Source organism: Georgenia sp. H159 (assembly GCF_035607575.1).
In the GTDB taxonomy this organism is placed as follows: Bacteria; Actinomycetota; Actinomycetes; order Actinomycetales; family Actinomycetaceae; genus Oceanitalea.
The window spans coordinates 175,317-194,224 of record NZ_JAYDZY010000001.1 but is presented as its reverse complement, the minus strand read 5'-3'; the positions used below and the strand labels follow the sequence as shown (position 1 = coordinate 194,224).

The following is an 18,908-nucleotide window of genomic DNA, read 5'->3' as shown; positions in this document are numbered from 1 at the left end:
CGGTCGCGCGCCGTTGACGCACGACTACGCGGTCGCGTCCTCCCCCGTCAGCACCGCTGCCCGGCCGGCCTCGAGCCTCGCCACCGGGACCCGGTAGGGCGAGCAGGAGACGTAGTCGAGCCCCGCCGCGTGGAAGAAGTGGATGGACTCCGGGTCACCGCCGTGCTCGCCGCACACCCCGATGTGCATGTGGGGCTTGGTCGCCCTGCCACCCTCCACGCCGGCCCGCACGAGCGGGCCCACCCCCTCCCCGTCGATCGTCTCGAACGGGGAGATGCGCAGCACACCGTTGGCCAGGTACCGGGAGAAGAACGCGGCCTCGACGTCGTCGCGCGAGAAGCCCCACGTCGTCTGGGTGAGGTCGTTGGTGCCGAAGGAGAAGAAGTCCGCCTGCTCGGCGATGCGGTGGGCGGTGAGCGCCGCGCGCGGCAGCTCGATCATGCAGCCGATCGGCAGGTCGAGGAGCACGTCGGTCGCCCGGCCCTCCTCGGCGAGGATCCGCTCGGCCTCCTGGCGCACGAGCTGCAGCTCCCGCACCGAGCCGACGAGCGGCACCATGATCTCCGGCCGCGGGTCGGCGCCCTCGGCGCGCAGCTCGGCGGTCGCCTGGGCGATGGCGCGCACCTGGAGCGCGAAGAGCCCCGGGACGACGAGCCCGAGGCGCACGCCGCGCAGACCCAGCATCGGGTTGGACTCGTGCATGCGGCGGACCGCGGTGAGCAGCCGCTCCCGGCGCTCGTCCACCTGGCCCCGCTCCGTCGCCAGCGCCACCTCGACGGCCAGCTCGGTGAGGTCGGGCAGGAACTCGTGCAGCGGTGGGTCGATGAGCCGGATCGTCGCGGGCAGGCCGTCCATGGCCCGCAGGATGTCGATGAAGTCGGCCCGCTGGTACGGGAGGAGTGCCTCCAGCGCGGCGGTGCGCTCGGCGTCGTCGTCGGCGAGGATGACGCGCTCGATGAGCTCGCGGCGCTCACCGAGGAACATGTGCTCGGTACGGCACAGACCGATGCCCTCGGCGCCACGCTCACGGGCGTTGCGGGCGTCCTCGGCGGTGTCGGCGTTCGCCCGCACCCGCAGCCTGCGCACGCCGTCGGCGTGGACGAGGATCCGGTGCACGGCCTCGACGAGCTCGCGGGTCTGCTCGTCCGGCGCGGCTGCCAGCCCGGCCTCCCGTCCCTCGGCGATGTAGGTCATGACCGGGGAGTCGACGACGGGGACCTCACCGAGGAAGACCTCACCGGTCGTGCCGTCGATGGCGATCGTCTCACCGGCCCCGAGCACCCGGCCGTTGACGCGGACCTCGCGGCGGGCGGCGTCGACGTCGAGATCGTCGGCACCGACGACGGCGCAGGTGCCCATCCCCCGGGCGACGACGGCCGCGTGCGACGTCTTCCCGCCGCGGGCCGTGAGGATCCCGGCGGCGACCATCATGCCCTGGAGGTCGTCGGGGTTGGTCTCCCGCCGGACGAGGATGACGTGTGCCCCGGCCTCGCTGCGCTCGACGGCCTGGGCGTTGTCGAAGACGATCTCCCCGACCGCGGCGCCCGGCGAGGCCGCCATCCCGGTGGTGAGCAGCTCGGTGGCGGCCTCGGTGTCGAACTGCGGGAAGAGCAGCTTGGCCAGCTGGGCGCCGGTGACCCGGGCGATCGCCTCGTCCATCGTGATGAGGTCCTCGTCGACGAGCTGGGTCGCCACCCGGAAGGCGGCGCCGGCCGTGCGCTTGCCCACCCGGGTCTGCAGCAGCCACAGCTTGCCGTCCTCGATGGTGAACTCGATGTCGCACAGGTCGCGGTAGTGGGTCTCGAGGCGGCGCATCGCCTGCCGCAGCTCGGCGTAGGCGTCCGGGTTCAGCGACTCGAGCTCCGCGAGCGGCACCGTGTTGCGGATGCCGGCGACGACGTCCTCCCCCTGGGCGTTGGGCAGGTAGTCCCCGTAGACGCCCGAGTGGCCGGTCGAGGGGTCACGGGTGAAGCACACACCGGTCCCGGACGTCGGGCCGAGGTTGCCGAAGACCATCGCCTGGACGTTGACAGCGGTGCCGAGGTCGTTGGGGATGCCCTCCTGGCGGCGGTAGAGGGTGGCGCGGTCGGTGTTCCAGGAGCGGAGCACCGCCTCGATCGCCATGTCGAGCTGCTGGCGCGGGTGCTGCGGGAAGTCGCGGCCGGCGTGCTCCCGGACGAGCTCCTTGTACGTGGCGACGAGCGCCTGCAGGTCCTCGGCGGGCAGCGCGGTGTCGTCGGCGACACCGCGCTCGGCCTTGAGGTCGTCGAAGGCCCGCGAGAACAGCTCGCCGTCGATGTCGAGGACGGTCTTGCCGAACATCTGGATGAGCCGGCGGTAGGAGTCCCAGGCGAAACGTGCGTCGCCGGTGAGCTCGATGAGCCCCTGGACGGAGGCGTCGTTGAGCCCGACGTTCAGGACGGTCTCCATCATCCCGGGCATGGAGAACTTGGCGCCCGACCGGACGGAGACGAGCAGCGGCTCGTGGAAGTCGCCGAGGCTGCGCCCCAGGGAGTCCTCCATCTGCCGCAGCGCGAGGGTCACCTCCACGCGCAGGTCCGGCGGGACGTGCCCGTCGCGCATGTACGCGCGGCAGGCCTCGGTGGTGATGGTGAAGCCCGGCGGGACCGGAAGGCCCAGCCGGCTCATCTCGGCGAGGTTCGCCCCCTTGCCCCCGAGGAGGTCCTTCTGGTCCATGCCGCCCTCGCTGAAGCGGTACACGTACTTCGGCATCGTCGCCTCCCGTGATCATCACGCGGCACCCGCACCGCGGACGTGTGGTCACTGTACCGAGCGGCCAGGGCCCGGCATGTGACGTTGTGCCCACGACGACGACGGTGCCGAGGTGCCGGCCCGCCGGCCCCGTGCCTAGGCTGAGGCATGACCGACATCCACGTCGAGAACGCCCCGGGACGTCACCGCTACGAGGCACGCTCCGGCGACGACCTCCTCGGTGTCGCCGTCTACGAGCGCCGCGACGGCGTCGTCGTGCTCACCCACACGGTCGTCGACCAGGCCGCCGAGGGGCAGGGGGTCGGCTCCGCACTCGCCCGGACGGCCCTCGACGCCGCCCGCGCGGACGGTCTGCGCGTCGACCCGCAGTGCGAGTTCATCGCCTCGTGGATCGACCGGCACCCCGACTACGCCGACCTCGTCGCCACGCCCCTCGGCTGACCTCTCCGGTCGACTCGCGCCGCCCCCTCAGCGCCTGGTCCGCGGCTTGAGCCGCACGGAGGGCAGGTCGGGGGCGGGCAACGGCGCACCGTCGTAGCCGGTGACGGTGCCGAAGCGGACCACCCCGTCGGGGTGCCCCGCGACGGCTGCCTGCCATTGGGCGCGGGCGGAGACGACCTCCTCGTGCGTCCGACCGACGAAGTTCCACCACATGAGGAGCTCCTCCTCGAAGGGCGTGCCGCCGATGAGCACCGCCCGCACGGGTTCGGGGCCCGCCTCGAGCACCAGCTCGTCCGCACCGGGGGCCAGGTAGGCCAGCCACGCCGGCTCCAGCGGCGTCCCCGCGACCGTGAGCGTGCCGGTGTCGAGGAGGACCCCGTGCTCGAAGCGCGGGTCCACGGGCAGCCGCACCGTGACTCGTGCCGGGATGTCGACCTGCGCCGCGACGAGCGGGGTGTCCGTCCGGGCCGGTGAGACGACCCCGCCCAGGGCGCCCAGGAAGACCTGCACCCGCGCGCCGTCGACCGTGAACGAGGGCACCTCCGCCACGTGCTCGAAGGCACGCGCGCCGTGTCTCGTCGCCTCCGGGAGGACCGTCCACAGCTGCACGCCGTGGAGGCGGCGCTGGTCCGGGAAGCGGGTCACGGTGCCCTCCTCCGAGTGGCAGATGCCGTTGCCCGCTGTCATGAGGTTGAGCTGGCCGGGCTCGATGGTCTGCACGGACCCGAGCGCGTCCTGGTGCAGCACCCTGCCGGAGAACAGCCACGTGACGGTCTGCAGGCCGATGTGCGGGTGGGGGGCGACGTCCATCCCACCCGTCTCGGCGATGTCGTCGGGACCGTAGTGGTCGGCGAAGCAGAACGCCCCGATGAGCGAGCGGGCGCGGGACGGCAAGGTGCGGCGCACCGTCATCGCCCGCGGTCCGCCCAGGGGGACGTCCCGCGGCTCGATGAGCTCGATGGCCGTCGCCGGGCCAGCCGCGCACACCTGCTCCTGCGGTCGTGCCTCGAGGTTGGTCACCTCCACAGGGTAGGGCGCGGTGACCACCGCCACGCGGTGTCCCACATGACGACGCCGTCCCGGGTGGGCCCTCCACCCACCCGGAACGGCGTCTCGTGGTGGCGTCCTAGAACGCCAGCTCGTGGTCGGCCACGGCCAGCACGCGCCAGGTGCGTCCCGCGGCGTCGCTGAGGTCGTAGGCCGGGAGCAGCAGCGTGCTGCCGTTGCTGATGCCGTGGTCGGTCAGTGCCGGCTCCGCGCTGGTGATCGTCACGTCCGTCACCGGCCAGGGGACCGGCGAACCGGGCGCCGGAGGGGCGCCGGGCGGCTCGTTCCAGTCCCGCTCGGACGGGGCCGGTTCGATCGTCATGACGTCGACGTCGGTCCAGACCTGGGCGCCACCGAACCGCGGGTCGTTGAGCCGGCCGACGGCCTCGGCCGGGCTGACGACGTCGTACTCCCCGAGGGCGACGACCGGCGCGAGCGGGCCGCCCAGGGAGTACACCTCACCGTCGACGACGTCCGCGTGCCAGCCCAGCCCGGTGCGCCGGCCGTCGACCAGCTGGTGGGCGACGACGCTGGACACCTGGTCCCCCGCCCAGTGCTCCTCGAGGGCGTACTCGGCTGCCTCGGGGTCGAGACCGAGAGCGGCGAGCGTCTCGTAGAGGACGCCGGCCGCGCCCTCCGGCACCTCGCCTGCCGGCGGGACGGCGCTGGGCTCCTCCGGTGCCGGTCCCACCGGGGCGGGCAGGGGTTCGACGACGGCCGGCTCGTCCTGACCGGTCGTCGGCTCGGCCGGGGCCGGCTCGGCCGGCTCGCCCGGGGCCGGCTCGTCGACGGCCGGCTCGTCCGGACCGGCCGCCGGCTCGTCGATGGCGGGCTCGTCGACGACACCGCCGTCGGCTGCGCTTCCGCTCACTCCCCCACCGTCCTGCTCCGGCTCGACAGCGACGCCCGGTTCCGCCGCGTCGGCGCCCTCCGGGAGCGGTGTCAGCTCCTCGACGATGGAGTTGAGCTCGGGGTCGTGGTACCAGAGGGTCGCGGCACCGTCCGAGCCGATCTGCAGGGAGGGGCCGCTGCCGTCCACGGGGCCGACGACCCAGCCACCCTCCTGGCGCGGCTCGCCGTCGACACCGAGCACCTGGGCCACCCGTGCCGCGGTGTCGGCACTGACGGTGCCGGCGCCGTCGTATGCCCACGCCCTCGCGCTGCCCGCCTCGTCGCTCAAGCCCTGTGCCGTGAACGCCGTGCGGCCGCCGTACCCCGGGTCGATGGCCATGTCGCTCGCCCCCGAGGCGTCACTCTCGGCCATCGGCCGCTGGGCGACGGCGGGAGACTCGGCGCGGAGCGCGTCCGTCGGTGGTGCCGGGTCGTCCGTGGCCCTCCCGAGGCCGTAGCCGGCACCTCCGACGACGAGCGCGCCGGCGGTGACGGCCGCGACGGCGGCCCAGCGTGGGGCGCGCCGTGCGCGCCGGGCGGCGAGCTCGTCGGGGACGTCGGCGCGACGCCCCGCGGTGAGCTCGGCCAGCCGCTCCGCGTCCGGCTCGGCCCCGGCGGCGGGATCGGCGGCACGCATGCGGGCCACTGCCTCGTCCTCGTCCATGGCTGCCTCCTGGGGGTTGGTTCCTACCCCGCTTGTGTGTCGGCGGGTGCGTATCTTGCACGGCCGGGGGTGGCAGGCTGGGGTCATGCCCTCCGCCCTGCACTCCTCCGCCCTCGCCGTGCTCGCGGGGTGGCGAGCGCCCACGCCGACACAGTCCGCCCTCCGGGCCCGCTACGTCGCGCACCTCGAGGCCGAGCCGCAGGGCGTGCTGCGCGAGTGCTACCCCGACCACCTGACGGCGAGCACGCTCGTCGTCTCGGCCGACCGGAGCAGTGTGCTGCTCACGCTGCACCGCAAGGCACGGCGGTGGTTCCAGCTCGGCGGGCACGTCGAGCCCGGCGACACCTCGCTGACCGGCGCGGCGCTGCGCGAGGCGACCGAGGAGTCGGGCGTCGCCGGTCTCGTCCTCGACCCGGTCCCGGTCCAGCTCAGCGCGCACCCGGTGCCGTTCTGCGACCCCCGGGGCGGGGTCACGCACCTCGACGTCCGGTTCGTCGCGACCGCCCCGGCGGGGGCCGCGCACGCGACCTCCGCCGAGTCGCTCGACGTCGCGTGGTGGCCGGTGGACGGTCTGCCCGAGCCGGAGCCCGACATGCTGGAGCTCGTCGCCCTCGCCCGGCAGCGCCTCGGCTGATCAACCCTTCCTCCCCACGTCACGCCGAGAGCGGGATTCACAACAATCCCGCTCTCGGCGCAGGAGACGGGACGACGACGGCGGACATCCCGCAACAATCCCGCTCTCGGCGCAGGAGACGGGACGACGACGGCGGCGGGCAGCGCCGGTCAGTCCGGCCAGGCCGCCGCGAGTCGTGCCCGGGCGCGCGAGAGCGCCGCGTCCGCTCCCCCGCGGGAGATGCCCAGGACCGCTGCGAGCTCGCCGCCGCCGAGCCCCTCCCACGCGTGGAGCACGAGGATCTGCCGGTCGCGCTCGCTCAGGGCCGCCAGGGCGACGCGCACCTCGTCGTCGGCCACCGCCGCCAGTGCCGGGTCGCCGTCGTCGTCGGGCCCGTCGGGGAGCTGCTCGACGGGAAGCGGGACACGCTTGCGTCGGTGGTTGGCGAGCACGAACCCCGCGGTGCGGTAGAGCCACGGCAGCACCGCGTCGGCGGGGACGTCGGCCCGGCGGCGCCACGCGGTGGCGAGCACCTCGGCGGCGAGGTCCTCCGCGTCGTCGGTCGGTGCACGACGCACGAAGTAGCGGTGGACGGCGGTCGCGTGGTCACGGTAGAGGGTGTCGAACCACGCGTCGTCGCGCACCGGCACCCCTTCCGTCGTGGTGGGCACATCCCACCGCCCTGCCTGTGTCGCCACCTGCCTCGATCTTGCACGGCACAGGAGGGACCACCGCGCAGGACACGGCAAACGCCCCGCAGGATCGACTCCTGCGGGGCGTTCGAGGTCGCCTGGTTCTACTTGAAGGCGTCCTTGACGTTCTCGGCCGCCTGCTTGAGGCTGCCCGTGGTCTGGTCCTTCTGGCCCTCGGCCTGGAGGTCCCTGTCGTCGGTCGCGTCGCCGACGGCCTCCTTGATCTTGCCCGAGGTCTTCTCGGTGGAGTTCGCGATCTTGTCGTCAGTGCCCATGTGAGCCCCTTCCGTCATCGGGGCCGAGGTCGGCCCCGCCGAGATCCACCCTAGGCGCGCTCCTGCACGGTCGCACGGCGAGCTCAGGGCCCCCGGCCACCCCCTTGTCTCACATGATGGACGGGAGTACAAAGGGAAGATGTTCGAGGAGGCACAGCTCTACTCACCTGTCACCGACCGGGCGGACGGCACCGTCGAGGTGCACCTGGCCCCCGACCACCCCGGTGTCGCCGACGCCGAGTACCGGCGACGGCGCGAGGAGATCGCCGGCCCGGCACACCGCTGGCGCCCGGGCGACCCGGTCCCGCAGGTGGAGTACACCGAGCAGGAGAACGCGATCTGGGCCGAGGTGTCGCGCGAGCTCGCACCCAAGCACGAGCGCCTGGCGGTGCGCGCCTTCCTCGAGGGCAAGGAGGCCCTGGGGCTCCCCACGGACCACGTACCGCAGCTGGACGAGGTCAGCGCGACCCTCCGGCGGCTCAGCGGGTTCACCCTGCACCCGGCGGCGGGGCTGGTGCCGCTCGACGTCTTCTACGGCTCGCTCGGTGACCGCGTCTTCCACTCCACGCAGTACCTGCGACACCACTCCCAGCCGCTGTACACCCCCGAGCCGGACATCATCCACGAGGTCATCGGACACGGGAACCTCCTCGGCCACCCGGGCATCGCCGAGGTCAAGCGCCAGGCCGGGCTCGCCGCGCAGCGCTGTGAGACCGAGGCGGGCCTGCAGTACGTCGCCGACGTCTTCTGGTTCACCATCGAGTTCGGCGTCATGCGGGAAGAGGGCGAGCTGCGCGCCTACGGTGCGGGACTGCTGTCCTCCTACGGTGAGATCGAGGAGTTCCGTGGCGCCGACATCCGGCCGGTGGACTTCCATGCCATGGCGACACAGGAGTACGACATCACCCACTACCAGCCGGTCCTCTTCGCCTGCGACGGGCTGGGCGAGCTCACCGACCGGGTCGGCGGCTTCTTCGCCGACTTCGACGACGAGACCCCGGCCCGGCTGGCGGCCCAGGCGGCGTAGCGGTCGACCGGTCCCGGAGACGACTCTGCCGCGACCATCCCGTGAGGGACGGCCGCGGCAGAGGACGCGCTAAGACTCAGAGGGGGCGGACGTTCTCCGCCTGGGGGCCCTTCGGGCCCTGGGTGGTCTCGAACTCGACCTTCTGGTCCTCATCCAGCGAGCGGTATCCGCTCGATGCGATGGCCGAGTAGTGGACGAAGACATCCGCACCTCCGCCGTCGGGAGCGATGAAGCCGAAGCCCTTCTCGCCGTTGAACCACTTCACGGTGCCTGTTGCCATTGCCGAACTCCTCGATACCAAAACGCCCCGGACCGATGCCGGGGCTGAGATCAGCATAGCCGTACCGGACGTCATCCGTCGACACGGACGCGAACTTGTCCCAGAAACGGTCCCTCGACGGCCGGAGGACGCCACAGGGCCCGGCGACCTGCGAGAGGTCGCCGGGCCCTGGTGGCGTCGTGGTCAGGCGCCGGGCTGCAGCTGTCCGCCGCCGCCGGCACCGCCGCCCGCGGGGGCGGTCGGCATCTGCCGTTGCTCGACCGTGGTCGAGCCACTGACACCCACCGGCTCCGGCGGCGTGATCGCACCCTCGTCGAGCCCGCGGAAGGTGAACTCCCCGAGCAGACCCTCACCCTCGGCGTCCACCTCGATGGTCTGACCGGCGTGGATGTGGCCGTAGAGGATCTTCTCCGAGAGCTGGTCCTCGATCTCACGCTGGATCGCACGACGCAGCGGCCGGGCACCGAGGACGGGGTCGTAGCCCCGTTCGGCCAGCAGCAGCTTGGCCGCGTCGGTCAGCCGGATCGCCATGCCCTGGTTGCGCATGCGCTCGTCGAGCTGGGCGATCATGAGGTCGACGATCTGGACGATCTGCTCCTGCGTGAGCTGCGGGAAGACGATCGTGTCGTCCACCCGGTTGAGGAACTCGGGCCGGAAGTGCTGCTTGAGCTCCTCGTTGACCTTCGTCTTCATCCGCTCGTAGTCGTTGGAGAGCTCGCCGCTGGCCTGGAAGCCGGTCTGCACGCCCTTGGCGATGTCCCGCGTCCCGAGGTTCGTCGTCATGATGATGATGGTGTTCTTGAAGTTCACCACCCGGCCCTGGGCGTCGGTGAGCCGGCCGTCCTCGAGGATCTGCAGCAGCGAGTTGAAGATGTCGGCGTGCGCCTTCTCCACCTCGTCGAACAGCACGACGGAGAACGGACGACGGCGGACCTTCTCGGTGAGCTGGCCGCCCTCCTCGTACCCGACGTAGCCGGGAGGCGAGCCGAAGAGCCGCGAGACGGTGTGCTTCTCGGAGAACTCGCTCATGTCGAGCTGGATGAGCGCGTCCTCGTCGCCGAAGAGGAACTCCGCCAGCGCCTTGGCCAGCTCGGTCTTCCCGACGCCGGTGGGGCCGGCGAAGATGAACGAGCCACCCGGCCGCTTCGGGTCCTTGAGGCCGGCGCGGGTGCGCCGGATCGCCTGGGAGAGCGCCGAGATCGCGGCCTCCTGGCCGACGATCCGCTTGTGGAGCTCCTCCTCCATGTGCAGCAGCTTGGAGGACTCCTCCTCGGTGAGCTTGAAGACCGGGATCCCGGTCGACATCGCCAGCACCTCGGCGATGAGGTCCTCGTCCACCTCCGCCACCGTGTCGAGGTCGCCGGCCTTCCAGGCCTTCTCGCGCTCGATGCGGCGGGCGCCGAGCTGCTTCTCGTCGTCGCGCAGGGAGGCGGCCTTCTCGAAGTCCTGGTCGTCGATCGCCGACTCCTTCTCGCGGCGGACCTCGGAGATCTGCTCGTCGAGCTCCCGCAGTTCCGGCGGGGCGGTCATCCGGCGGATGCGCAGGCGCGCGCCCGCCTCGTCGATGAGGTCGATCGCCTTGTCCGGCAGGAACCGGTCGGAGACGTAGCGGTCGGCCAGGGTCGCGGCGGCGATGAGCGCCTCGTCGTTGATCGAGACGCGGTGGTGCGCCTCGTACCGGTCGCGCAGGCCCTTGAGGATCTCGATGGTGTGGGCGACGCTCGGCTCGTCGACGAGGATCGGCTGGAAGCGGCGCTCGAGCGCGGCGTCCTTCTCGATGTGCTTGCGGTACTCGTCCAGCGTGGTGGCACCGATGGTCTGGAGCTCACCGCGGGCGAGCATCGGCTTGAGGATGCTCGCGGCGTCGATCGCGCCCTCGGCCGCACCGGCACCGACGAGGGTGTGGATCTCGTCGATGAACAGGACGATGTCGCCGCGGGTGCGGATCTCCTTGAGGACCTTCTTCAGCCGCTCCTCGAAGTCACCGCGGTAGCGGGACCCCGCGACGAGGGACCCGAGGTCGAGGGTGTAGAGCTGCTTGTCCCGCAGCGTCTCGGGCACGTCGCCGCGCACGATCGCCTGGGCCAGGCCCTCGACGACGGCCGTCTTGCCGACACCGGGCTCGCCGATGAGGACGGGGTTGTTCTTCGTGCGCCGCGAGAGCACCTGCATGACGCGCTCGATGGGCTGCTCGCGCCCGATGACGGGGTCGAGCTTGCCCTCGCGCGCGGCCTGGGTGAGGTTGCGGCCGAACTGGTCGAGGACCGCGGACCCGGACGGCTGGCCCTCGGCGGGGCCGCCGGCGGCGACGGCCTCCTTGCCCTGGTAGCCGGAGAGCAGCTGGATGACCTGCTGGCGGACCCGGTTGAGGTCGGCGCCGAGCTTGTTGAGCACCTGCGCCGCGACACCCTCACCCTCACGGATGAGGCCGAGCAGGATGTGCTCCGTGCCGATGTAGTTGTGGCCGAGCTGGAGGGCCTCGCGCAGCGAGAGCTCCAGCACCTTCTTCGCCCGGGGCGTGAAGGGGATGTGCCCGCCCGGAGCCTGCTGGCCCTCACCGATGATCTCGGTGACCTGCTGCCGCACACCCTCGAGCGAGATGTCGAGGGACTCCAGCGCCTTGGCGGCGACGCCCTCGCCCTCGTGGATGAGGCCGAGCAGGATGTGCTCGGTCCCGATGTAGTTGTGGTTGAGCATCCGCGCCTCTTCTTGGGCAAGGACGATCACCCGACGGGCTCGGTCGGTGAATCTCTCGAACATCAGGGCTCCTTCGAGGCAGCGTGGCCGGGTGCTCCCAGCCGGGCAGCGTTCGTCAAGGCTAACTGCGGGAGGCGCGCGAACCTGCCTGTGTTCGCCAGGGGCGTGACTCCATCGTCCCCCTCCACAGAGGGCCGCGCCCGCCGGGTGGCCCCGCCGTCGTCCACAACGACGGCGGGGGCGGGCTTGTGCCGAGGCCCGGGCCGGGCACGATGGACCCATGCGCATCGAGGCCGTACAGGGCGACATCACCAGCCAGGACGTCGACGCGATCGTCAACGCCGCCAACTCCTCCCTCATGGGCGGAGGCGGGGTCGACGGGGCGATCCACCGGGCAGCGGGGCCGGGGCTGCTCGAGGAGTGCATGGAGCTGCGCCGCACCGAGCTGCCCGACGGCCTCCCCGTGGGGCAGTCCGTCCCCACCGCCGGCCACGACCTCCCCGCCCGCTGGGTCATCCACACGGTGGGACCGAACCGGCACCGCGGGGAGACCGACCCGGCGCTGCTCGCCGCCTGCTTCACCAGCGCGCTGGACGTCGCCGACGCCGTCAGCGCACGCACCGTCGCCTTCCCCGCGATCAGCGCCGGCGTCTACGGCTGGGACCCCGCCGAGGTCGCCAGGGTGGCGGTGGACGCGGTGCGGGGCTGGTCCGGTGACGTCGAGCTCGTGCGGTTCGTGCTCTTCGGCGAGGACGTGCTGCGCGCGTTCACGTTCGCGCTCGACGACGCCGCCTGACGCAGCGCGCCGACGCGTCAGACGTCCAGGACGATCGTCACCGGGCCGTCGTTCACGAGGGACACCCGCATGTCCGCGCCGAAGCGGCCGGTCTCCACCCGCACACCCCGCTCCCGCAGGGCGGCGACGACGGCGTCGACCACCGGCTCGGCGACGTCCGCCGGGGCGGCCGCGTTCCACGAGGGACGCCTCCCCTTGCGGACGTCGGCGTGGAGGGTGAACTGGGAGATGACGAGGACGGGGGCGTCCTCGTCGAGCACCGACCGCTCCTCGCGCAGGATGCGCAGGTCGGCGATCTTGCGGGCGGTCGTCTCCACCTCGGCGGGCCCGTCGTCGTGGGTGACGCCGACGAGGGCCACGAGCCCTGTGCCGGTGAACCCACCGACCTGCTCGCCGGCGACGTGGACCGCGGCCCCGTCGACCCGCTGGAGGACCGTCCTCACCAGCCGCCGCCACCTCGTCGACCGCGCCCGAACCCGCTGACCGCCGGCTTGACGTCGGTGAGGTAGACCGCGGCGGGGATGACGAGGATGATCGAGAGGAAACCGCCGGAGAGGGGCCCGAAGGGCGGCAGGGCGACGAAGCCCAGTGCGACGTTGACAGCCAGGACGAGTGTCCAGAAGTTCTTCGTGCGCTTGCCGGCGTAGGTGAAGGCGGCGGCGGGCTGCCGCAGGGCGTGCACCAGCGCCCACACCTCCACGACGAAGGCCGCGAGCGCGAGCAGCAGGAACAGGTAGAACTGCAGGGAGCCGATGAGCACCCGCCGAGTCTAGCGACGCCGGCCGCCTCGGCGCCCGGACCGCCGGGCGTCAGGGGTCGAGGAGGTGGTTGGCCTCCTCGGCGCTGAGGCCGGCGGCCTGCAGGAGGTCGATCGTCAGGGAGCGCATGAGGATGACGAGGGTCTGCAGCTGCCAGCCCCCGCTCTGGACGTCGTCGGGGTCCAGCTCGGACGTGACGAGGGCGAGCACCTGGGCGGCGTCCGCGGTGTTCCTGCCGGCGCCCAGCGCCTCACCCAGCCTGCGCGCCGCGACGGCCAGGGCGTCCAGGGCGTCGGCCACCCGGTCGTCGGCGACACCCTGCTCGACCGCCGCGTGCCCGCGGCGGGCGATGACCCGGGCGTTGCGCATCGCGCGGTCGGCCAGCGTGCTCGCCCGCTGGAGGCGGGAGAGCTCGGGCAGGTAGCTGCGTGCCGCCGGCGAGATCCGCGCCGACTGCAGGGCGTTCCGCACGACCGAGGCCCAGTCGTCGAGCGAGCCCTGGGTGCTGCGTCCCAGCGCGAGGGCGTCGCGCATGCGCTCCGGGTCCCCGTCCCGCAGGCCCTTGGCGAGCGTCTCGAGCATCTGTGAGAGGTCGCTGAGACTCGCGCCGGCCAGCTGACGGGCCCGCCGCCGGGCGTCGTGGGGCGTGAGCACCGCGACGAGCAGCGCGAAGGACCCACCCACCAGGGCGTCGGTCCACCGGCCGGTCGGCCCGTCGATCGCCGCCACCGGGAGCGCGACGATGACGATCCCCTGGACCCCCGCCTGGATGGTGAGCATCTGCCCGCGGTCGACGAACCGCGCGAGCAGCGCACCGACGACGATGACGAACATGATCTGGAACACGCCCGTCCTGAGGAAGTAGGCGACCAGCTCCCCCAGCGCCACGCCCAGGCTCACCCCGATGGCGAGCTCGGCCACCTTGCGGACCTCACGGTCCGCGCTGAACCCCAGGCACACCCACGCGGCGACGGGGGCGAAGAACGGCTGGGAGTGCCCGAGCACGTAGAAGGCGACCGCCCACGCCAGTCCGGCCGCCACCGCGGCCGTGACCACCGGCACCGCTGCCGCCCGCACCCGGCGACGTCCGCCCCGCAGCCGCTGCCGCACCAGGACCAGCAGCCGGCGCAGGTCGAGGCGCTCGGAGCCGGCGCGGGGCTCGCTCACGGCGTCAGCCGCGTGGCCGCCGGCGCAGCTCGGCGCCCGGCCGCTCCACCGGTCGGCCGACGGCCTCACCGGACACCGGGACGATGATCTCCTGGGCCGCCGCGATGTCGTCCACCACGAGCTGGGCGTCCGCGGGCAGCGAGCGCTTGACGAGGGCGAGGGCGAGCGGGCCGAGCTCGGCGTGCCGGACGACGGTGGTGACGACACCGACGTCCCGGTCGCCGTGCAGCACCCGTGCCCCCGGCTCGGGGGTCAGGTGCTCCGAGCCGTCCAGGTGCAGCATCACGAGGCGGCGCGGCGGTCGGCCGAGGTTGTACACCCGCGCGACCGTCTCCTGCCCGCGGTAGCAGCCCTTCTCGAGGTGGACGCCGGTGCGCAGCCAGTCGAGCTCGTGGGGGATGGCACGGTCGTCGACCTCCCGGCCCAGCCGCGGGCGCCACGCCTCCACGCGCAGCGCCTCCCACGCCCAGGTCCCGGCGAGCCGCAGCCCCGTGGCGTCCACGGTCTCCGCCAGCCGTGCCCGGTCGACGAGGCCGAGCGCACGGTGGAGGTCGCGTCCGGGGTGCTCCGCGTCCGGTGGTCCGTAGCTCGTGCCGCCGGGCGCCGTCGCGGGCCACGGGTCGCGCCACGTGAGGACGTGGCCGGGGGTGGCCGCCACGGCCTGCCAGGCGTCGGCGTACGTGCCGACGACGGCCGTGCGCCCGGTGACGTCGGCGACCTCCACCCGCAGCATGAACCGCATGCGCTCGAGGAAGTCGACGAGGCCGCCCACGTGCCCGGCCTCGGTGACGAGCCAGCTGCGCTCCCCGTCGTCGGCGACGGCGGCCGCGTGCTCGATCCGGCCGTGGGGGTCGAGCAGGAGCAGCTCGCCGGACTGGCCGGGGGCCAGGTCGAGCAGGAGCTGGGTGCTCAGGGTGTTGAGCCAGCTCAGCCGGTCCGGGCCGGTGACGGTGACCACGCCGAGGTGGGAGAGGTCGACGACGCCCTGCCCGGCCTCGAGGGCGCGCTGCTCCTGGGCGGGCTGACCGTAGTGCAGCGCGACCCCGGAGTCGGGTCCACCCGCAGCGACGGCGCCGGGGCGGGCGAGGAGCGGGCTGGGGCTCATGCCTGCTCCTGCCTGCTCAGCCGCCCGGAGGCGTAGGACTGCAGCTCGTGGCCGAACGCCGCGAGCTCCTCCACCCACATGAGCTCGCCCTGGACGAGCCCGTACATCCGGCGGCCCGCGGTCATCTCGGCGGCGCTGGCCGTGCGGACGACGGCGTCGCTCACCAGGTCGATCCGGGCGCTGCGGACGTTGCCGACGTAGACGGCGACGTGGCCGGTGGGCTGGGCGACGAGCACCTCGATGTCGGTCTGCCGCTGGGCGGCGGGTGCGCCGTCGTTCGCCTGCTCCGGCCCCCGCGGGACGGACCGCCAGTACGCGGACTCGGTCGCCCACACCTCGGCCTTCCCGAGGAGGTCCGCGCCCGCGGCGCCCGCCGTCTCCTGCGGGACGGAGGAGGAGCGTTCCGCGTCCACCGACCACAGCGTGCTCGTGCACCGCAGGTAGGGGCCGCCGTCGTGGTCGAAGCTCATCTCGTGGACGAAGGGCTGCTCGGGGATCCCCGGGTAGGCCAGGACGCCGTAGCCGCGCCACGAGCCGACGAGCCAGGCGAGCGGGTAGACCTCCGGGGCCAGGCCCTCGGGAAGGGTGAAGGTGGCCATGTCCCGATGCTACGCGGTCGACGCTCAGGCGAGCAGGAGGCTGCCGAGCATGAAGGTCGGCGCCCCGGCGAGCATCGGGGGCAGCGCGGCTGCCGCCAGGGCGGGCAGCGGACGGGTGGAGGAGGGGAAGCGGCCGAGGACGAGATGGACGGTGGAGGTGAGGATGCCGGCGACCAGGCCGGTGGCCACGCCCACCAGCGGCCCCACGGCCGGGAGGACGAGACCGGCGACCAGACCCGCTCCTCCGGCGACGACCATGGCGAGGGGCGAGACGACCTGGGCGCGCAGCGGCGGGACCGTGCAGATCGCGCCGGCCGCGAGGGCCGCTGCGGCCGTGACGACGACGGCGGTCGCGGGACGGGTGGCGCCGAGCGCCGGCCACATCGCCGCGGAGGCGGCGACGACGGAGCCGGTGACGGTCCCGGCGACGGACTCCACCAGCCGCGGCCGGCCGTCGCGGCGGAGCATCTCCTGGACGAACGCGGCGGCCACCGCCAGGCCGAGGACGACGGCCACCCCGTCCACGGACTCGGTGAGGACGACGACGGCGAGCGCGCCGAGCCCGCACAGCGCGATGACCACACCCGGGCCGACGGTGACCGGCAGCGAGATCAGTCGCGGCCAGCCGCCCGCCACGACCCCGACGAGCGCCGCGACGACGACGAGCACCGGCCAGTGCCACATGGCGCCGACCGCGAGCGCAGCGGCGAGCACGGCCGTGACCACTGCCCGGGTGGAGGCCCCCATCACGGCGTGGCCCCGGCGTGGTCACGGCGCGACGGGACGGCAGATCGGTGCGGCACCCCCCGAGTCTGGCAGATGACACCGTCACCGAGGGCGGCCGACCCCCACTACAGTGTCACCGACCAGGAAGAGGTGCGATGGCCACTCTTGTCGTCCTGACCCGGGAAACGACCGGCTCGGTGGACGTGCTGCCCTCGCTCACCCTGCTGGACCACCGCGTCCGCGCCCTCCCCCTCGCCGCCGACTCGCTCGTCGAGCCCGACGCGGAGGTCGTCGTCGTCGACGGGCGCCAGGAGCTCGCCGCCGCGCGCGCCCTGTGCCAGCTGGCCAGGAGCACGGGTCTGCAGCTCCCGCTGCTGCTCGTGCTCACCGAGGGCGGCCTCGCCGCGGTGACCCCGGCGTGGGGGTGCACGGACATCGTCCTCACCACCGCCGGACCCGCCGAGGTCGAGGCCCGCATCCGGCTCCTCACCTCCCTTCCCCCGGCCGAGGCGCCCACCACCGACGTCCTCGAGGTCGGCGAGCTCGTCATCGACACCGCCGGGTACTCCGCCCGCGTGCGTGGCCAGGTCCTCAACCTCACGTACAAGGAGTTCGAGCTGCTGCGGCATCTGGCGCAGCACCCGGGCCGGGTGCTCACCCGCGCGCAGCTGCTCGACGAGGTGTGGGGCTACGACTACTACGGCGGCACCCGCACCGTCGACGTCCACATCCGGCGCCTGCGGGCGAAGCTCGGCGCGGAGCACGACCAGCTCATCGGCACGGTCCGCAACGTCGGCTACCGATTCGTGCTGCGCCCGACCGTCGACTGACAGGACGCGGCGACGGCACTGCCCTACGATGGACAGTGCGACGCCGGGTCGTGAAAGCCCCGGGCTCCAACACAAGCCGCCAAGAGCGGCCTTCGCGCCGACTGGCGCTTCGCGGTCCGGCGTCGCCTCAGCCCCGCACAGCAGCGGTGCGGCTACCCGCCGGTGTCCGTCGACCCTCGCGCGCTTCGCTAAGGTTGGCCCGGCCTTCTACCCCGGAGGTCACCCTTCCCCGTCATCTACCGGAGGTAGACCATGTCCTTGCGCCGTCTTGTCCCTGCTGCTGCGGCCGCCCTCGCCCTCGTCGGCGCGGCTGGTTGCACGGCGGACTCCGTGCTCGACCTGGAGGTCGGCGACTGCCTCAACCAGAGCGACCTCCAGGGCGACGAGGTCAGCTCCGCCGCGACCGTCGACTGCTCGGAGGAGCACGACGCCGAGATCTTCGGCGAGCACGTCTTCTCCGGCGACGACTTCCCGGGACAGGACGCCGTCGAGGCGGAGTCCGAGGAGACCTGCACCGCCGAGTTCGAGAAGTTCATCGGCGTCCCCTACCTGGAGTCCGAGCTCTTCTTCACCATGCTGCACCCGTCGGAGCAGAGCTGGAACGACGCCGACGACCGCACCACCCTGTGCATCGTCGTCACCGACGAGCCGATGACGGAGTCCCTCGAGGGCGCCAAGATCTGAGCCAACGCACGACGAACGCCCCGGGAGACGGCTCCCGGGGCGTTGTCCGTGGTGCGCACGCGCACCGCCTCTCAGCTCAGCCGAAGCGGCCGGAGATGTAGTCCTCGGTCGCCTTGTTCCGTGGCGCGGAGAACATCTGCTCGGTGGAGTCCATCTCGATGAGGCGACCGGGCTTGCCGGTGCCGGCGATGTTGAAGAAGCCGGTCGTGTCGGACACCCGGGCGGCCTGCTGCATGTTGTGGGTGACGATGACGATCGTGTACTCGGCCTTGAGCTCGGAGATGAGGTCCTCGATGGCCAGCGTCGAGATCGGGTCGAGCGCCGAGCAGGGCTCGTCCATGAGGAGCACCTGCGGCTGGACCGCGATCGCGCGCGCGATGCACAGCCGCTGCTGCTGCCCACCGGAGATCGAGGAGCCCGGCCGGTCGAGGCGGTCCTTGACCTCCTCCCAGAGGTTCGCGCCCCGCAGGGCGCGCTCGACCAGCCCCTCGGCGTCCGACCGGGACATCCGGCGGTTGTTGAGCTTGACCCCGGCGAGCACGTTGTCCGCGATGGACATCGTCGGGAAGGGGTTGGGGCGCTGGAAGACCATGCCCACCTGGCGCCGCACCTCGACGGGGTCGACGCCGTCGGCGTAGAGGTCCTGGCCGTCCATGAGCGCCTGGCCCTTGACGTAGGCCCCGGGGATGACCTCGTGCATGCGGTTGAGGGTGCGGAGGAAGGTCGACTTGCCGCAGCCGGAGGGACCGATGAGGGCCGTGACGGACCGGGGCTCGATGACCATGTTGACGTCCTCGACGGCGAGGAAGTCCCCGTAGTAGACGTTGAGGTCCTTGACGTCGATGCGCTTAGACATGGGCGGTCCTTGAGGGTCGAACGGTCG

The 18,908-nt window shown here is 72.8% G+C and carries 20 protein-coding genes; 6 read left to right on the top strand and 14 right to left on the bottom strand.

Going from position 1 to position 18,908, the window contains the following annotated elements; translation table 11 throughout:
* Nucleotides 1-24: 24 nt before the first annotated feature.
* On the bottom strand, nucleotides 25-2,733 hold the full coding sequence (gene ppdK / locus VR894_RS00955; protein ID WP_324649425.1) for a pyruvate, phosphate dikinase: 2,709 nt from the start codon (nucleotides 2,731-2,733) through the stop codon (nucleotides 25-27).
* A gap of 147 nt (nucleotides 2,734-2,880) precedes the next feature.
* Here ppdK and VR894_RS00950 point away from each other — a divergent pair, with 147 nt between their 5' ends.
* On the top strand, nucleotides 2,881-3,174 hold the full coding sequence (locus VR894_RS00950; protein ID WP_324649424.1) for a GNAT family N-acetyltransferase: 294 nt from the start codon (nucleotides 2,881-2,883) through the stop codon (nucleotides 3,172-3,174).
* Between the two features lie 27 nt (nucleotides 3,175-3,201).
* Here VR894_RS00950 and VR894_RS00945 read toward each other — a convergent pair whose 3' ends face one another.
* Both VR894_RS00945 and VR894_RS00940 read right to left on the bottom strand, forming a co-directional pair.
* A complete protein-coding gene (locus tag VR894_RS00945; RefSeq protein WP_324649423.1) occupies nucleotides 3,202-4,194 on the bottom strand; it encodes a pirin family protein in 993 nt (330 codons plus the stop codon).
* Nucleotides 4,195-4,300: 106 nt separating this feature from the next.
* Nucleotides 4,301-5,776 carry a hypothetical protein gene (locus VR894_RS00940; protein ID WP_324649422.1) on the bottom strand — a complete coding sequence of 492 codons (1,476 nt, stop codon included), beginning with the start codon at nucleotides 5,774-5,776 and terminating at the stop codon, nucleotides 4,301-4,303.
* An 85-nt stretch (nucleotides 5,777-5,861) separates the two neighbouring features.
* Between VR894_RS00940 and VR894_RS00935 the strand changes: the two genes are divergently transcribed.
* Nucleotides 5,862-6,410 carry an NUDIX hydrolase gene (locus tag VR894_RS00935; RefSeq protein ID WP_324649421.1) on the top strand — a complete coding sequence of 183 codons (549 nt, stop codon included), beginning with the start codon at nucleotides 5,862-5,864 and terminating at the stop codon, nucleotides 6,408-6,410.
* A 149-nt stretch (nucleotides 6,411-6,559) separates the two neighbouring features.
* Here VR894_RS00935 and VR894_RS00930 read toward each other — a convergent pair whose 3' ends face one another.
* On the bottom strand, nucleotides 6,560-7,060 hold the full coding sequence (locus tag VR894_RS00930; RefSeq protein ID WP_324649420.1) for a sigma-70 family RNA polymerase sigma factor: 501 nt from the start codon (nucleotides 7,058-7,060) through the stop codon (nucleotides 6,560-6,562).
* Between the two features lie 125 nt (nucleotides 7,061-7,185).
* On the bottom strand, nucleotides 7,186-7,356 hold the full coding sequence (locus VR894_RS00925; protein WP_324649419.1) for a CsbD family protein: 171 nt from the start codon (nucleotides 7,354-7,356) through the stop codon (nucleotides 7,186-7,188).
* 139 nt (nucleotides 7,357-7,495) lie between these two features.
* Here VR894_RS00925 and VR894_RS00920 point away from each other — a divergent pair, with 139 nt between their 5' ends.
* Entirely contained in the window at nucleotides 7,496-8,383 is an 888-nt protein-coding gene (locus VR894_RS00920; protein ID WP_324649418.1) for a phenylalanine 4-monooxygenase, read from the top strand.
* A 76-nt stretch (nucleotides 8,384-8,459) separates the two neighbouring features.
* Here VR894_RS00920 and VR894_RS00915 read toward each other — a convergent pair whose 3' ends face one another.
* Both VR894_RS00915 and VR894_RS00910 read right to left on the bottom strand, forming a co-directional pair.
* The gene (locus VR894_RS00915; RefSeq protein WP_324649417.1) at nucleotides 8,460-8,663 is read right to left on the bottom strand and encodes a cold-shock protein; all 204 of its coding nucleotides are present in this window, start codon (nucleotides 8,661-8,663) and stop codon (nucleotides 8,460-8,462) included.
* Nucleotides 8,664-8,846: 183 nt separating this feature from the next.
* Nucleotides 8,847-11,423 (bottom strand): ATP-dependent Clp protease ATP-binding subunit, encoded by a 2,577-nt coding sequence (locus VR894_RS00910; RefSeq protein WP_324649416.1) that lies wholly within the window; start codon nucleotides 11,421-11,423, stop codon nucleotides 8,847-8,849.
* Between the two features lie 217 nt (nucleotides 11,424-11,640).
* Between VR894_RS00910 and VR894_RS00905 the strand changes: the two genes are divergently transcribed.
* Nucleotides 11,641-12,156 (top strand): O-acetyl-ADP-ribose deacetylase, encoded by a 516-nt coding sequence (locus VR894_RS00905; protein ID WP_324649415.1) that lies wholly within the window; start codon nucleotides 11,641-11,643, stop codon nucleotides 12,154-12,156.
* Nucleotides 12,157-12,173: 17 nt separating this feature from the next.
* Here VR894_RS00905 and dtd read toward each other — a convergent pair whose 3' ends face one another.
* Genes dtd through VR894_RS00875 form a run of 6 tightly spaced genes read right to left on the bottom strand, consistent with a single transcriptional unit; the run spans nucleotide 12,174 to nucleotide 16,532 of the window.
* A complete protein-coding gene (dtd, locus tag VR894_RS00900) occupies nucleotides 12,174-12,599 on the bottom strand; it encodes a D-aminoacyl-tRNA deacylase (protein WP_324649414.1) in 426 nt (141 codons plus the stop codon).
* Nucleotides 12,596-12,916, bottom strand: coding sequence for a DUF2516 family protein (locus VR894_RS00895; protein WP_324649413.1), 321 nt, complete (start codon nucleotides 12,914-12,916; stop codon nucleotides 12,596-12,598). The genes dtd and VR894_RS00895 overlap by 4 nt, the downstream gene beginning before the upstream one ends.
* Nucleotides 12,917-12,965: 49 nt before the next feature.
* On the bottom strand, nucleotides 12,966-14,081 hold the full coding sequence (locus VR894_RS00890) for an FUSC family protein (protein ID WP_324649412.1): 1,116 nt from the start codon (nucleotides 14,079-14,081) through the stop codon (nucleotides 12,966-12,968).
* Nucleotides 14,082-14,085: 4 nt separating this feature from the next.
* A complete protein-coding gene (locus VR894_RS00885; RefSeq protein ID WP_324649411.1) occupies nucleotides 14,086-15,186 on the bottom strand; it encodes a folate-binding protein in 1,101 nt (366 codons plus the stop codon).
* Complete coding sequence (locus VR894_RS00880) at nucleotides 15,183-15,785, bottom strand: FABP family protein (protein ID WP_324649410.1); 603 nt, start codon at nucleotides 15,783-15,785, stop codon at nucleotides 15,183-15,185. Before VR894_RS00880 ends, VR894_RS00885 begins: the two co-directional genes overlap by 4 nt.
* A 24-nt stretch (nucleotides 15,786-15,809) precedes the next feature.
* The gene (locus VR894_RS00875; RefSeq protein WP_324649409.1) at nucleotides 15,810-16,532 is read right to left on the bottom strand and encodes a hypothetical protein; all 723 of its coding nucleotides are present in this window, start codon (nucleotides 16,530-16,532) and stop codon (nucleotides 15,810-15,812) included.
* Between the two features lie 134 nt (nucleotides 16,533-16,666).
* On the opposite strand from VR894_RS00875, the gene VR894_RS00870 reads away from it, so the two are divergent.
* Nucleotides 16,667-17,341 carry a response regulator transcription factor gene (locus VR894_RS00870; protein WP_324649408.1) on the top strand — a complete coding sequence of 225 codons (675 nt, stop codon included), beginning with the start codon at nucleotides 16,667-16,669 and terminating at the stop codon, nucleotides 17,339-17,341.
* A 252-nt stretch (nucleotides 17,342-17,593) separates the two neighbouring features.
* Entirely contained in the window at nucleotides 17,594-18,025 is a 432-nt protein-coding gene (locus VR894_RS00865) for a septum formation family protein (RefSeq protein ID WP_324649407.1), read from the top strand.
* Between the two features lie 76 nt (nucleotides 18,026-18,101).
* On the opposite strand, the gene pstB is transcribed toward VR894_RS00865, so the two are convergent.
* Nucleotides 18,102-18,881: a phosphate ABC transporter ATP-binding protein PstB gene (pstB, locus tag VR894_RS00860; protein ID WP_324649406.1), complete on the bottom strand. Its 780-nt coding sequence runs from the start codon at nucleotides 18,879-18,881 to the stop codon at nucleotides 18,102-18,104.
* Nucleotides 18,882-18,908: the final 27 nt, after the last annotated feature.